The following is a 15160-nucleotide window of genomic DNA, read 5'->3' as shown; positions in this document are numbered from 1 at the left end:
TTTCAAAATTTAGTACTTATAATGTTTATGTACTCGATTATGATAATCATTATCAATAAAAACAGAAAAAGATGGGGACAAAAAAATGAGGTTATGGGTATTGATCTTAGCAGCAATCATCCTGTCCTTCATCTCGCTGTTCATAGGAGCAATCGACATCAAACCCGCTGATTTGTTGGATTGGGATTCGCAGCAGGCGCAAATTTTTTTGATCAGCAGGGTGCCCCGGTTGCTTGCAATCATTTTAGCGGGTGCAGGAATGAGTATTGCTGGTTTAATTATGCAGAGTTTAAGCAGAAATAAATTCGTATCACCTACTACGGCAGGCACATTGGATGCAGCGAAGCTGGGAATTTTGATTTCCATCTTATTGTTCTCGCAAGCGGCATATATGCAAAAAATTATTTTCAGCTTTGTTTTTGCGTTTGCAGGGACGATCCTGTTCATGCAAATCCTGGACCGGATCAAATTTAAGGATCCTGTGTTTGTGCCGTTGATCGGTATCATGTACGGTAATATCCTATCCTCCATTACGACTTTTTTCGCGTATGAAGGGGATTTGATCCAAAACATAAATACTTGGTTAATGGGAAGTTTTATGCTTATTATCTCAGGACGTTATGAACTTTTATATGTCAGTGTTCCTGCGATCATTTTGGCTTATTTATATGCTAATAAATTTACAGTTGCCGGCATGGGCGAGGATTTTGCCAAAAACTTGGGCTTAAGTTATAAAGCCGTGCTGAATCTAGGATTAATCCTTGTGGCAATCATCTCGACCACGGTCGTTTTGACGGTCGGGGTCATCCCGTACCTGGGATTGATTGTTCCGAATATTGTCTCCATTTATATGGGGGACAATTTGCGCAAAACAATTCCCCATACCATTGTATTGGGAGTTGTATTCCTATTAATCTGCGACATTATTGGAAGAGTTGTAGTGTATCCATATGAAATTCCTGTCAATGTGACAGTCGCGGTAATAGGCAGTTTGCTCTTCTTAATCATGTTGTTTAGGGGGAGAGCATATGCGAAGTAATATAGTGAAATTGATTGTGCTGGCGATTATTGGGATTATTTGTATTTTGCTTTATGGATTTTATGATATCAAAGGCGGATTCGATTATGCTTTCCCTCGGCGCATGATGCGGGTCGGAGCGATGGTTGTGACCGGTTTCGCCATCGCTTATTCAACAGTGGTGTTCCAAACGATCACCCACAACCGAATATTGACACCATCGATTATGGGGATCGACTCCATGTATGAAGTTGTTCAAACGTTGATTTTCTTCTTTGCCGGCTCCTCGTCGATATGGGTGGTTAATCAATATTTAAACTTTACAACGGCGCTTGCCGCAATGATTCTGTTTGCCTTGCTGCTGTATCGGACGATATTCCGTGCGGATAAGTATCCGATTTACCTGCTTTTATTGATGGGGATGATTATCGGTACTTTCCTGGGAAGTTCCGTGTCCTTCTTGCAGGTGTTGATAGATCCCGTCGAATATTTGAGTTTGCAAAACTTATTGTTTGCCAGCTTTACAAGGATAAAGGTAGAGCTATTGTTCATTGCAAGCATCATTTTGTTGATTTCCTTTATTTTGGGATACAAATTGCTGCATCAATTGGACGTGGCTTCGCTTGGCAGGGAAAATGCGATTAATTTGGGAGTAAACTACGATCGTTTAGTCATGCAGGTTTTAGTATTATCATCAGTGCTTATTGCCACATCAACGGCGTTGGTCGGTCCAATTACTTTTTTTGGATTGATTGTCGCCAATCTTTCTTATCATTTTTTTGCAACTTACAGGCACTCCGTATTAATTTTGGGTGCCGGATTATTTAGTGTAATCGCTCTCGTAGGCGGGCAGTTTTTGGTTGAACATGTGTTTGAATTCAATACTACTTTAAGCGTCATTATCAACTTTGTAGGCGGAATCTACTTTATTTATTTATTACTAAAGGAGAGTAGGGCTGCGGGATGATTGAAATTAAAGGGTTGACGAAAAAATATGGAAATAAACCTGTTGTCAGTGATGTTTCGTTGACAATTCGGCCACATGCGATTACTTCCTTCATCGGGCCAAACGGTGCAGGGAAGTCAACCTTGTTGTCGATGGTTAGCCGATTAATAGATGCAGATACAGGGGAAGTATTATTGGATAACAAGAATGTGAAAAGTTGGAAATCAAGTGAGTTGGCAAAGCGGGTTTCCATTTTAAAACAGTCCAATTTCTTAAATGTTCGATTAACAGTAAGGGAACTCGTGTCCTTTGGTCGCTATCCTTATTCGAAAGGCAGATTGACGCCTGAAGACGAACAATATGTGGAAAAAGCGATTGAATATATGAATTTGAAAGAGATTGAGGACAAATATTTGGATCAATTATCAGGCGGCCAAAGACAGAGGGCGTTCATCGCAATGGTGATTGCCCAAGATACGGATTATATTCTTTTGGATGAGCCATTGAACAACCTGGACATGAAGCATTCCGTGCAGATTATGAAAATATTGCGCCAGCTTGTGGATGAATTGGGTAAAACGGTTGTCATCGTATTGCATGACATCAACTTTGCTTCTGTTTATTCGGATTATATAGTGGCTTTAAAAAACGGAAAAGTTGTGAAAAATGGACCTACCGACGAGATTATCAATTCTGAAGCGTTGAGGGAAATCTACGATATGAATATTCCGGTTCAGGAACAAAATGGATGCCGGATTTGCGTATATTTTAATTCCCATACTTGATTGGCATGAAAATGATTTAGAAAAGTGTCGGCGCTTTTCTAAATCATTTTTTGTAAAATATTCAAAAAACATATTGACGAACCAAAACTTGATCATTATAATTAAACTCGGTTATTGATAATGATTATCAATATCAAAAATTTCTTAGGACGGGAGAGAGGAATGAGATGAAAAACTGGAAATTATTCGCAGTTATTCTTGCAACGCTGGTCTTTATCTTGGCTGCTTGTGGCGACGATAAAGCGGAGAAAGATACAGGCACAAATACAAATGAAAATAAACAAGAAGCTTCGGGAGCATTCCCTATGACAATTTCCCCTACAATTGCTGAAACGAAGGATGAAGAATCAGGCCAGACTACGGTTTACGAAGATGTGACGTTTGAAAAAATGCCTGAAAGAATCGTTGTATTCGACTTCGGTTTCTTAGATACACTGAATGCTTTGGGTGTTGAAGGCATTGTTGGCGTTCCAAAAGACGGCACGTTGCCAAAACATCTTTCTAAATTTGCTGGAGACGAATATGCAAGCGTTGGTAACTTGAAAACTCCGGACCTTGAAGAAATTGCTGCATTAGAACCGGATGCCATCTTCATTTCAGGTCGCCAAGCGACATTCTATGATCAATTAAAAGAAATCACGCCAAACGTAGTCTTCGTTGGCACTTCCCAAGACGATTACTGGGGAACATTCGAGAAATCTGTTGATATTGCAGCAAAACTGTTCGGTAAAGAAAAAGAAGCTGAAGACTATTTGGCAAAATTTGATTCGAAGCTTGATGAAATCAAAAATTTAGCCGGCCAATACAAAACTTCATTAGTAACTATGTACAACGAAGGTAAATTATCCGGTTTTGGCAAAAATTCACGTTTCGGATATGTATATGATATTTATGGTTTCACTCCGGTAACTGACGACATTGAAGCTTCATCCCACGGTTCAGATTTCGGTTTTGAATCCATCTTAAAATTTGATCCGGAAGTATTATTCGTCATTGACCGTACAGCAGCTATCGGCGGACAATCCAACATCGAAGCGGACATGGAAAATGACATCATTAAGCAAACTCAAGCATACAAAAACGGAAAAATCGTTTACTTGGACGGTGCGCTTTGGTACTTATCCGGTGGCGGTTTGCAATCTGAAATGTTGAAAATTGAGGAAATCTTGGAGGAATTAAAATAATATAAAAGAAGTAATATAAAAGAAGCTGTCCGTAATTGGACAGCTTCTTTTATTTCTGCAGAAGTTATTTTCCAGAAATAAGAAAAAACGTTAATAAAACAGGGAGAGATAAAGGAAAAATTTTTATTTATTTAGGTATTATTTATACATAAAGCTGGCAATTTAATTGATAAATACTCTTTTATGGAGGGAAAAGTGGGAAATTACCGATTGTTCATTGCGGGATTCATGTCCTTTGCCCTTTTTATTGCTTTGCGTTATACTTATGATTCCTCTTTTTTTGTTTCCTTTGATGAAAATATGCGGTTATTGTTTGCCGGAAACAAGTTGATCGGTTTGTTTCATTATTTGGGGGAAACGAAATTCATTATTTTCATTACGTTGTTTTTATTGTTATGGTTATGGTTTAAATTCCAGAATTATTGGGGGATGTTTTTTGTCACTTTGACCATTCCGGTTGGCATTTTGTTGAATCAGCTGGTGAAAAAGTGGGTGAAACGGCCGCGGCCTGAAATAGAAGATCAGCTGGCCTCCTTCAGTTTTCCTTCCGGCCATGCAATGGTGGGGATGCTTTATTTGTTTACAATCGCATTTTTGCTGTCTGAGCGGACATCCGTCACAATAATGAAATGGTTGTACTGGATCGGAGCCGGTGTCATCGCTTTTTTCATCGGCTTATCCAGAGTGGCCGAAAGCCGGCATTTTGCGACTGATGTGATTGCCGGATGGCTTCTGGGGTTGACATGGTTCTGCATTTGCGTTTATTTGTATAAAAATTTGAAGAGGAATCAGATTACAGAAAAATGAAACGCATCTTCAGCGTTTCATTTTTTTATAAGTTTTTTTAGAGCAAAAAAAATAGTTTTGGAAAAGAAAGTTGCACTTAGGAAAAATTCGTGTATATAATATAATACTAGTAAAGAGAATGAAAGGATGTTACAATGAACGACATCGTTTTGGCGTTTAGCCTGACACTGCTGGCAGGGCTGGCAACGGGCCTTGGCGCGCTGATCGCATTTTTTACTGAAAGAACAAATAAAAAGTTTTTATCGGCAGCGCTGGGCTTTTCGGCCGGTGTCATGATTTATGTTTCGTTAATTGAAATATTCTTTAAAGCCAAAGATGCATTAACCCTTGCATTGGGAGACACAAAAGGCTACTGGATGACAGTAATAGGCTTTTTCGGGGGAATGTTGTTCATTGCATTGATTGATAATTTCATACCCAACAAGACGAATCCGCATGAAGTAAAAACCGTTGAGGATGTACAACAAGCAGAACGGACGCATAAGGAAATAGAGAATGTAAAGTTGATGAAAGTGGGAGTTTTTACGGCATTGGCAATAGGGATTCATAACTTTCCGGAAGGCATTGCGACATTTATGTCCGCGATGCATGATCCAAGCGTCGGAATTGCCATAGCCATTGCCATTGCCATTCACAACATCCCGGAAGGAATAGCTGTTGCCATTCCGATTTTTTATGCCACAGGCCAGCGTATGAAAGCATTTAAACTCTCCTTTTTATCAGGTCTGGCGGAACCAATCGGCGCTCTCGTAGCATTTTTAATATTGATGCCGTTTTTAAATGATGTTATGTTTGGAATTATTTTTGCTGCAGTTGCGGGGATTATGGTGTTTATTTCCCTTGATGAACTGCTTCCGGCTGCGAAGAAATATGATGAAACCCATTCATCGATTTACGGTTTGGTAATCGGGATGGCTGTGATGGCGGTAAGCTTGATTTTATTATCCTAATAAAAAAGGAGTTGTTTGGAAGTCCAGGACTTCTGAACAACTCCTTTTTTATTTATAATTTTGAAACGCTTGAGATTTCTTCCACATGGACACCGTGTTGATCCGGTTTTGTCAAAATGATTTTGTGTGTTGGGAACAATTCTTCCATTTTTGCAACGAATTGTTGGCCAATGGATTCAGGAATAATGGAAATCATTGTCGGTCCTGCGCCGCTTAACGCGGTTCCATATGCCCCGGCTTTTTTCGCTTCTTTGCGAATTTCGTGGTAATAAGGAACCAGGTTTGCACGGAACGGTTCGTGGAATAAATCCGATTCCATATATTTTCCGATGCGTTCATAATCTTTCAGCACCAGTGCTGCCGCGAGCATATTTGCGCCTGCGCTGGCTTGGACGGCATATGGCCGTTTGAATGTATCCGGCAGGACATTTCTTGCTTCCGCCGTTTTTAATTTCACATCCGGAATGAATAGGACAAAGGATGCGTCAAGGTCATGGATGTGAATCGTATCGACATTGCCTTCATCATCCATTGAGGAAATCGTAAGGCCGCCTAAAACAGAAGCAGTTGCATTGTCCGGATGACCTTCGAATTGAGAAGACAAATTTAATTTATCTTGGACAGTCAATTGAAGGTCGCAGAGAAGGTTGGCAATTTCAATGCCGGCAACGATTGCCGCCGCACTGCTGCCAATGCCTCTTGCAAACGGCAATTCGCTCGTCATCTCAATCCGGCAGGCAGGCATCACTTTGTTATAACGTTTTGCAGTTTCGTTGGCAATTTTATAAATTAAATGGTCTTCAATTTCAAATTTTTTTGGCAAGTCTTCGGACAAATGGATAATTTCCCACTCATCCTGAAGGGTAACGGTCAATTGCAAATATAGAGACAAGCTGAGACCGATCGAATCAAACCCAGGGCCTAAATTTGCGGTACTACCTGGAACAGTGATCTTCCACTTTTTACTCATACTAAACCCTCGATATAATTTCTTATTTCTTCCATGTCGTTTTTCAAAGAAACGACTTCAACAGTTGAAGCATTCATTGCAGTATCAGGGTCTTTTAGACCGTTTCCTGTAAATACTGTAACGACTGTGCTGCCTTTTTCGATTTTTCCGTTATTTACGGATTTAATGACGCCGGCAAGGGAAGCGGCAGAACCCGGTTCAACAAAGACACCTTCACTTCTTGCTATTTCTTTGTAAGCGGCAAGAATTTCTTCGTCTGTTACAGAATCGATGATTCCGTTTGACTCATCGCGGGCGGCTTCTGCATATTTCCAACTTGCAGGATTTCCAATGCGAATTGCTGTTGCCACTGTTTCCGGGTTTTCGATTGGATGGCCTTTTACGATTGCGGCCGCTCCTTCCGCTTCAAAACCGTACATTTTAGGAAGCCCGGAGTTTTTCACGGCATGATATTCTTTAAAGCCTTTCCAGTAAGCTGTAATATTTCCTGCGTTGCCGACAGGAATGCATAAATAGTCAGGAGCTTTCCCTAAAGCATCCACAATTTCAAAGGCAGCCGTTTTTTGTCCTTCAATTCGGTATGGATTGACAGAGTTGACAAGGGTAACTTTGCCTTCTTCGCTGATTTTGCGGACGATGGCAAGCGCATCGTCAAAGTTTCCGTCAATTTCAATAATTTTTGCTCCATACATGCAGGCTTGTGCAAGTTTTCCAAGAGCGACTTTCCTTTTTGGGATCACAACGATGGATTGGATGCCTGCACGTGCTGCGTAAGCGCTGGCAGCGGCAGAAGTGTTCCCTGTTGACGCACAGATGACGCATTTTGCACCTTCTTCGACAGCTTTTGCCACTGCGACAACCATGCCGCGGTCTTTGAAAGAGCCTGTCGGGTTTAGCCCTTCATATTTTCCGTATAATTCAATCCCCAGTTTTTTGGACAGATTTCCTAAATAAATTAAAGGAGTATTTCCTTCATTTAAAGTCAATTTCGGAGTTTTCTCCGTTACAGGTAAAAATTCTTTATATTCTTCAAGCAAACCTTTCCACATACTATTATCTCCTTTTGTTTCCGCTGGATGAACAAATGTTTTCGTATAAAAGACATTTTAACGCACAGTATTAGTATATTTCAATAGAAAACGAAAAATTTAGACGAATATTTACATAATTATCATTTTATCATAAAACCGAAAGGCTGTTGCTTGCGATTCATGGAGAATCCGTTTATTGTAAAAGTAACAATTCAAATGTAAAGACAGGTGAAATGGCAATGAAAAATCATACGGGACAAAACACTGGCAGCTCAGGCATTTCCCGCAATAAATTGCTGGGAGTTTCCGGGATCGGGTGGTTGTTTGATGCGATGGACGTCGGCATTTTGTCATTTATTATTGCCGCATTGGCCCTTGATTGGGGCCTTACGCCCAATGAAAAGGGGCTGATCGGAAGCATCAACTCCATCGGAATGGCGGTAGGGGCTTTCCTTTTCGGTATGTTGGCCGATAAAGTAGGAAGAAAAACCATTTTTATTGTCACATTATTGTGTTTTTCGATAGCCAGCGGGCTGTCCGCTTTCACAACCACTTTAACTGCATTCCTTATTTTGCGTTTCATTATTGGAATGGGGCTTGGAGGAGAGCTGCCCGTAGCTTCCACGCTTGTTTCCGAAAGTGTACCGGCAAAAGAACGCGGCCGGATTGTAGTATTGCTGGAAAGCTTTTGGGCGGTTGGATGGCTGTTGGCAGCGATTATCGCATATTTTGTCATTCCAAGTGATGTTTGGCCGATCGCGGGCTGGCGGGTGGCGTTAATTTTGACGGCGATTCCGGCATTATATGCAGTATATTTGCGCCTGCATCTGCCTGACTCTCCGCTGTTTGCCGCAAAACCGGAGGCGAAAAGACGTTCTTTCATCCAAAACGTTGCAGGTGTATGGACGAAAAAATATGCAAAATCCACGCTAATGTTGTGGGTTTTATGGTTTGCAGTTGTGTTTTCTTATTATGGAATGTTTTTATGGCTTCCAAGTGTAATGGTTGAAAAAGGATTCAGTTTGATTTCCAGTTTTAAATATGTGCTGATCATGACGCTTGCGCAACTGCCGGGTTATTTTACGGCGGCATGGTTTGTAGAGAAAATAGGAAGAAAATTTGTGCTTGTCACTTATTTGCTTGGAACGGCTGCCAGCGCTTATGTGTTTGGACAAGCAGATACGGTGGCGGTGCTGTTGATCTCAGGAATCCTTTTGTCGTTCTTTAACTTGGGTGCTTGGGGAGCTCTATATGCCTATACTCCTGAACAATATCCTTTGGTAATCCGCGGTACAGGGGCAGGCATGGCGGCCGCTGTCGGACGGGTAGGAGGCATTTTCGGTCCGCTGCTCGTGGGTTGGATGCGTACGGCAGGATTTGATTTTGGAGTAATTTTTGCTGTATTTTGCGCTTCCATTGTGATTGGAGTCGCAGCGGTAATATTTTTAGGAAAAGAAACGAAACAAATGGAATTGGAGTAAATAACTTCGAAGGAAGCTTATTCTATGGATAAAGCTTCCTTATAAATTTGACAATTTAATGAATATTTATAGATTACTGTGCATTATTTTTCTGAAAACTCATTGTATTCAATTAATATACATGCTAACCTACTTTATTATAAAGTTGGATATAATATTGAATTTCATGAAGGAGGAATTCTTTAAGAAAATGAGTTTTTGTGATGAAGTGAAGAAGCGCTTTATCCGTCTATCAAGAGGACAACGCAAAGTAGCGCAATTTGTAATCGATAACCCCCACATCGTTGCTACCCATATTGCTTCCGAAGTAGGTAAAATCATTGGTGTAAGTGAATCCACAGTGATTCGCTTTTGTTATGCAATGGATTTATCCGGATATAGTGAATTGCAAGAAAGACTCCGAAAAGATTTATCTGAATCCAATAAGGTCATGACAAAAGAAGAGACAATCTCTGTCGGCAAAAAACATGAATATTTATTCAGTGAAGTGATGAACAGGGACGTAACAAGCATCTTAAATACAATTCAATACGTAGATGCTGATCATTTCCAAAAAGCGATTAACTATTTGCATGAGGCGGAAGAGATTTACACTTTAGGTTTCAGACAATGTTCCCCTTCCACAAGCTATTTGACTTCAATGTTAGAGAGTTTAGGGAAAAAGACAACCCAAATCCAATTTAATGTGGAAGATATCGTAAAACAAATGAAAAAAATGGATAAAAATTCATTACTGTTTGTGATCGCTTTGGATTCCGTGTTGGAAGATATATTAACAATTGCGAAAATCGCCAAAAATAAAAAAGTTAAAATTATCGCCATTACAAACTCAACGGTTTCTCCTGTCCGCGATTATGCAGATGTCAGCTTTGTGGTTGGTACACAAAAACAGTTTGCTTTTGAAGTAAATACTGCCGCCAATTCTATTGTACATGCCCTTGTCGAAGGGATGATTTTGCTCAACAGAAATTACTTTAAAAATTTCAGCAATTTAAATACTCCATTAGAACGGGATCTGCATTTTTTGGAAGAGAAAACGGCACCGGTGAAGTGATAGGTTCGGCATATTCGTAAAACTTTTAATTTTACGAATATGCTATTATTTTGAAAATTTTGTCGAAAGCAACATTTTTCTATTTAAAGGTAGTTGTGATAAAATAAACGGGAATGATATACAAAATTGGGAGGAACTAATTAAGATGGGCAAAGTGCTAGTATTCGGACATAAAAATCCTGATACAGATTCGATTACATCAGCAATCGTTTACGCTTATTTAAAACAGCAGCTTGGTGCGGAAGCTGAAGCGGTAAGACTTGGCGAAGTCAACAATGAAACAAAATATGTATTGGAGAAATTCGGATTCGAGGCACCAAGACTTATTTCCGATGTAAGTGAAGAAGCGAGCGAAGTGATTTTAGTCGACCACAATGAACGCCAACAATCTGCAGACGGAATTGAAAATGTGAAAATCTTGGAAGTGATCGACCACCACCGCATTGCGAACTTTGAAACAGCTGACCCGTTATATTATCGAGCAGAACCTGTTGGATGTACAGCAACAATATTAAACAAAATTTTCAAAGAAAAAAATGTCGAAATACCTTCAAACATTGCAGGTTTAATGTTGTCTGCCATCATTTCCGACACCCTTTTATTCAAATCCCCAACTTGCACGGAAGAAGATGTGCAAGCGGGCAAAGAGTTGGCGGAAATTGCAGGTGTCAATTTAGAAGAATACGGTCTTGCCATGCTTAAAGCGGGTGCGGATCTATCGGATAAATCATTGGAAGATTTGCTAACTTTAGATGCGAAAGAATTTACTTTCGGCACAGTGAAATCCATTGTTGCCCAAGTGAACGCGGTGGACGTGAATGATGTATTAAACCGAAAAGGAGAATTGGTAAGCCTGCTTAACAAAAACGTTGAGGAAAAAGGGCTGAACTTATTCTTCTTCTTCGTGACAGATATTTTGAACAACGATTCCGTGGCGATTGTTGCAGGAAATGCTGCCGAAGATGCCGCAAAAGCATTCGGCAAAGAATTGGTGGATCATCAATTTGATTTGCCGGGCGTTGTTTCCCGCAAAAAACAAGTCGTTCCGGTATTGACAGATGCATTAAGCTAGTAATAAAAAAACGGTGTCCAAGGAAATTCCTTGACACCGTTTTTTATTTATTCCAGTATCAGAGGGTAAACAGCCGGCCCTTCCTTCACATTGCCGTATTTGTCGAAGCGGGATCCGTGGCACGGGCAATCCCATGTTTCTTCCGCTTCGTTCCATTGGGTTTTGCATCCCAAATGGGTGCATTTGGGGGCCTCCATCCGCATTAAATATCCTTCGGTCAGGCTTGATACTGTAAAGCCGATTGCCTTCAACATCCGCATAAACGTTTTCCCGAACATGTTCCTTGAAGGGCTATAAATATATTGGGCAGGGTGTTGGCCCATTGTAAGTTCCGTTGAAAGAATTTCCCCTGCTACGAGGGAGTTGGATAGCCCCCATTTCCGGTAACCGGTGGCAATATAGATTCTCGGTTCACTTTCTGAAATACGCCCCACATATGGAAGGTAGTCGGCTGTATCCGGATCTTGGGCGCTCCATAAAAATTCCGGTTTAGGCAAGTCAAAAGCCGATGCCAGTTCTTTTTCCAGCATTTCGTAATAGATATGCGTGTTTTGAACGGCACCTGCTGTATGGGAGCTTCCGCCAAAAATAAAGTATGGCTGATTGTCAATCAATGCCGTGCGGATTGTTCTGGGCGACAAATCAACAGATAAATATTGTCCTTTTAACAATTCCGAAGTTTTTGTTGCCATCAGATAAGAACGCTCAATGGACAGTTTGGCAATATGCAGCCCCTTGATGGCTTCAATGGGATAATGGGTCGCAAGCACAACAGACTTGAATCTGATTTCAAAATCCTTTTCGGTCAACAAACGATGTTCATCAATCATCAATTTCGTAACCCTTGTATTTACAAATAATTTGGCACCGGCTTTTAATGCCAATTTGGCAAAATGATTTGTAAATTTAACAGGATGAATTTGAAAGGTATTTTCCATTTTTAACGCTGTTATGACTTCAAAGGGAAGTTCTGTCTCGCCAGTTTCAATTCCTTGTATGCCGATCTTTTCATAAGCCTCCAATTCTTTTTTGATTGTTTCCGCACCTTTTTCGGTCGTGGCATATAAGTAAGAATCGACCCTCTGGAACGTATCCGCTGTTGATTCATCCAAGGCTTTTTCAATCGCATTTACGTTCGCTTCATAATAAGTGCGCACTTCCTCTTCATTAAAAATATTCAGCAATTGATCAAAAACCGCTCCATGTTGCGGGGTCAATTTTCCGGTAGAGTGGCCGGTTGTACCATAAGCGACAGAAGAATTGGCCTCCAGCAAAACCACATCCATGCCATTTTTGGCGAGAAGATACGCGGTATACACCCCCGTTAAACCGCCTCCGACAATGCACACATCACAGTGAAGGGAAGAGGATAAAGATGTTAATGATAAAGGAGAAATATTGTGTAACCAAAGCGACTTTTGCATGAAAATCCTCCTAAAATGGCGTTTTGTTAGGAGTATGATAAAAAATTCAGTACATTATACAGTTGAAGCATATATGTTGTTGTTAGTTGTCAGGAAAAGTAAAATAGCGGAAAAGGGGGGAAAAGAATGAAAGTGGAAATCTGGTCGGATTTTGTTTGTCCATTTTGTTATATCGGAAAAAGGCAGCTTGAAAAAGCGATCGATGATTTAGGATATACAGGTCAAATTGAAGTGGAATTCAAGAGTTTTATATTAGATCCAACAACAGAAGATGGGCAAGATGAATCGATTTATGAGCACTTATCGAAAAAATACGGGATGCCGATGGATGAAGTTAAGAAAATGACATTCGGCGTTGTACAACGGGCAAAAGAAGTCGGGCTTGCTTATGATTTTGATCAACTTAAAACGGCAAATACGCTAAAGGCTCACCGATTGGCGAAATGGGCTTATTCAAAAGGAAAAGGCGCGGAATTTAGTGAACGGGTATTTCATGCTTATTTCATGGAAGGGAAACCGATTGGAAAACAGGATGTGTTAATCCGGCTGGCGGAAGAAGCCGGGCTTGACGGGAAGGAAGCCGAAGAAGTATTAAATAACGGTCAATTTTCAAAAGAGGTGGAAAAGGACATTCGTCAAGCTCAAATATATGGAATTCGTGGGGTCCCTTTTTTCGTATTTGAGAACAAATATGGCATTTCCGGAGCGCAGCCGCAAGAAGTTTTTGAACAGACGATTAAAAAAGTGGCAGAAGAAAAAGGATTGAAGCCGTCAATAGAGATTCTCGGAAAAGAAGGAAATGTCTGTTCCGATGGAGATTGTGATTTGCAATGATAAAGCGAATAAAAAAGCGGCAGTCCTATATTAAGGAAGGTTCTCAAATTCTCTGCCTTTTCGATGTCTTTTTGTACCATTCTTATTTAAATGATGTATAATAATAATATTAGAAAAGCAATTAACGGCAGGAAGTAGATAATCGATCTATTTCCTGTTTTGTGTTGAACCTGCTTATAGGCACCAAATTAATTTTATATGCTTGGAGGAATACCCAAGTCTGGCTGAAGGGGTCGGTTTCGAAAACCGATAGGGGTGTAAAAGCCCGCGGGGGTTCGAATCCCCCTTCCTCCATAAATCAGTTTCCTCATAAAAACATGCTGACAAAAGTGATACAACTCATCGCATTGGATTGTATTACGGTTGTCGGTATGTTTTTTGTTTAATTAATTAAATTGAGATAACCGATTTTGTTCCATTTTTTTGTGGTATTGACATTTTTGGAATCGTTTTCGATACTTCGAAGTATTATTTATCAGTCACTTATCTGAACTTTTGAAAATAAAATAAAGAATGGTACACTTATAGAAAGCCGGTTTAATGGTTTCCCAAGCCGGCCGTATTCAACAATTTTATGAATTATAGGATATATTGGCTTGTCAATGTATACAATTACAGATACAAGGTTTATCAGAAGAAAGGAATATGCTTTTATGACAATTGAACAGTGGGCTAAGGAGTTAGCTGAGATTACGAATCCGGAAAATATAAAAATCAATGAGCCGTTAAAAAAGTACACCATGACAAAAATCGGAGGAAACGCAGATATACTGGTAATGCCCGAAACGGAAGAGGAAGTCGAGGCAATCGTAAAGTATGCACATCACAATCAGCTCCCTTTATTGGTTTTAGGAAACGGTTCGAACATGATTGTCCGTGACGGCGGTGTACGGGGAATCGTGATGAATTTATCGAAACTAAATGAAATCAGAATTGACGGAACAGATGTATATGCCCAAAGCGGAGCCCTCATCATGGATGTTTCCAAAAAAGCTGCGGAAGCAAGTTTAACCGGCCTTGAATTTGCTTGCGGCATTCCCGGTTCCGTAGGCGGGGCTATGGCGATGAACGCCGGAGCTTATGGAGGAGAAATAAAAGACATCATTGTTCATTCCACTGTTTTGACGCGTGAAGGGGAACGGCTCGTATTATCAAAAGAAGAATTGGAATTGGGTTATCGTAAAAGCATTATTGCGGATAGAAACTATATTGTACTTTCATCCCTTTTCCATCTAGAAAAAGGAGACAAGAAAGAAATAGATGAGAAAATAGCGGATTTGACTTTTAAAAGGCAATCAAAGCAGCCGTTGGAGTACCCTTCGGCAGGAAGTGTCTTTAAACGTCCTCCGGGATACTTTGCAGGAAAATTGATTCAAGACAGCGGACTTCAAGGGAAAGGGGTTGGCGACGCGGAAGTTTCCACAAAACATGCCGGCTTTATCATTAATAAAGGAAACGCAACAGCAAGAGATTATATTGAAACGATTAAAATGGTACAACGGACGGTTAAAGAAAAGTTTGGCGTTGATTTGGAACTTGAGGTCAAAATTGTCGGAGAAGATTGATGGGGTTAAAAATATTATGATGTTCGGGAGATAGCAGCC

The 15160-nt window shown here is 40.3% G+C and carries 14 protein-coding genes and 1 tRNA gene; 12 read left to right on the top strand and 3 right to left on the bottom strand.

The features are described 5' to 3' along the window. Positions 1 to 85: 85 nt before the first annotated feature. From NST62_RS12535 to zupT, 6 genes are all read left to right on the top strand, one after another. Positions 86 to 1039 (top strand): ABC transporter permease, encoded by a 954-nt coding sequence (locus NST62_RS12535; RefSeq protein WP_141602631.1) that lies wholly within the window; start codon positions 86 to 88, stop codon positions 1037 to 1039. Continuing rightward, complete coding sequence (locus NST62_RS12530) at positions 1029 to 1985, top strand: iron chelate uptake ABC transporter family permease subunit (RefSeq protein ID WP_141602632.1); 957 nt, start codon at positions 1029 to 1031, stop codon at positions 1983 to 1985. The genes NST62_RS12535 and NST62_RS12530 overlap by 11 nt, the downstream gene beginning before the upstream one ends. Beyond that, a complete protein-coding gene (locus tag NST62_RS12525) occupies positions 1982 to 2749 on the top strand; it encodes an ABC transporter ATP-binding protein (RefSeq protein WP_141602633.1) in 768 nt (255 codons plus the stop codon). Before NST62_RS12530 ends, NST62_RS12525 begins: the two co-directional genes overlap by 4 nt. A gap of 167 nt (positions 2750 to 2916) precedes the next feature. Next, a complete protein-coding gene (locus tag NST62_RS12520; RefSeq protein WP_141602634.1) occupies positions 2917 to 3933 on the top strand; it encodes a siderophore ABC transporter substrate-binding protein in 1017 nt (338 codons plus the stop codon). 195 nt (positions 3934 to 4128) lie between these two features. Continuing rightward, complete coding sequence (locus NST62_RS12515) at positions 4129 to 4740, top strand: phosphatase PAP2 family protein (protein WP_246045864.1); 612 nt, start codon at positions 4129 to 4131, stop codon at positions 4738 to 4740. A gap of 134 nt (positions 4741 to 4874) precedes the next feature. Beyond that, complete coding sequence (gene zupT / locus NST62_RS12510; RefSeq protein ID WP_141602635.1) at positions 4875 to 5690, top strand: zinc transporter ZupT; 816 nt, start codon at positions 4875 to 4877, stop codon at positions 5688 to 5690. 52 nt (positions 5691 to 5742) lie between these two features. Here zupT and thrB read toward each other — a convergent pair whose 3' ends face one another. After that, positions 5743 to 6660, bottom strand: coding sequence for a homoserine kinase (gene thrB / locus NST62_RS12505; protein ID WP_141602636.1), 918 nt, complete (start codon positions 6658 to 6660; stop codon positions 5743 to 5745). Continuing rightward, a complete protein-coding gene (gene thrC, locus NST62_RS12500) occupies positions 6657 to 7709 on the bottom strand; it encodes a threonine synthase (protein ID WP_328220022.1) in 1053 nt (350 codons plus the stop codon). Before thrC ends, thrB begins: the two co-directional genes overlap by 4 nt. A 221-nt stretch (positions 7710 to 7930) precedes the next feature. On the opposite strand from thrC, the gene NST62_RS12495 reads away from it, so the two are divergent. The 3 genes from NST62_RS12495 (at position 7931) to NST62_RS12485 (ending at position 11298) form a co-directional block, all read left to right on the top strand. Beyond that, a complete protein-coding gene (locus NST62_RS12495; protein WP_141602638.1) occupies positions 7931 to 9172 on the top strand; it encodes an MFS transporter in 1242 nt (413 codons plus the stop codon). 190 nt (positions 9173 to 9362) lie between these two features. Next, positions 9363 to 10226, top strand: a complete 864-nt coding sequence (locus tag NST62_RS12490) for a MurR/RpiR family transcriptional regulator (RefSeq protein WP_342462941.1) — start codon at positions 9363 to 9365, stop codon at positions 10224 to 10226. Between the two features lie 145 nt (positions 10227 to 10371). Continuing rightward, positions 10372 to 11298 carry a manganese-dependent inorganic pyrophosphatase gene (locus NST62_RS12485; protein WP_141602640.1) on the top strand — a complete coding sequence of 309 codons (927 nt, stop codon included), beginning with the start codon at positions 10372 to 10374 and terminating at the stop codon, positions 11296 to 11298. Positions 11299 to 11345: 47 nt separating this feature from the next. Here the strand turns inward: NST62_RS12485 and NST62_RS12480 are convergent, their stop codons facing one another. After that, positions 11346 to 12722, bottom strand: coding sequence for an FAD-dependent oxidoreductase (locus NST62_RS12480; RefSeq protein WP_141602641.1), 1377 nt, complete (start codon positions 12720 to 12722; stop codon positions 11346 to 11348). A 126-nt stretch (positions 12723 to 12848) separates the two neighbouring features. Between NST62_RS12480 and NST62_RS12475 the strand changes: the two genes are divergently transcribed. From NST62_RS12475 to murB, 3 genes are all read left to right on the top strand, one after another. Continuing rightward, entirely contained in the window at positions 12849 to 13556 is a 708-nt protein-coding gene (locus tag NST62_RS12475; RefSeq protein WP_328215987.1) for a DsbA family oxidoreductase, read from the top strand. Positions 13557 to 13760: 204 nt separating this feature from the next. Further along, positions 13761 to 13850: transfer RNA gene (locus NST62_RS12470), tRNA-Ser, on the top strand. A 359-nt stretch (positions 13851 to 14209) separates the two neighbouring features. Beyond that, positions 14210 to 15121, top strand: coding sequence for a UDP-N-acetylmuramate dehydrogenase (gene murB, locus NST62_RS12465; RefSeq protein ID WP_342462940.1), 912 nt, complete (start codon positions 14210 to 14212; stop codon positions 15119 to 15121). Positions 15122 to 15160 lie beyond the last annotated feature (39 nt).

The organism is Ureibacillus sp. FSL K6-8385 (genome assembly GCF_038593155.1).
Taxonomy (GTDB): domain Bacteria; phylum Bacillota; class Bacilli; order Bacillales_A; family Planococcaceae; genus Ureibacillus; species Ureibacillus terrenus.
Note: the sequence above shows the minus strand (reverse complement) of the source record. Positions and strands in the feature narration are given on the sequence as shown.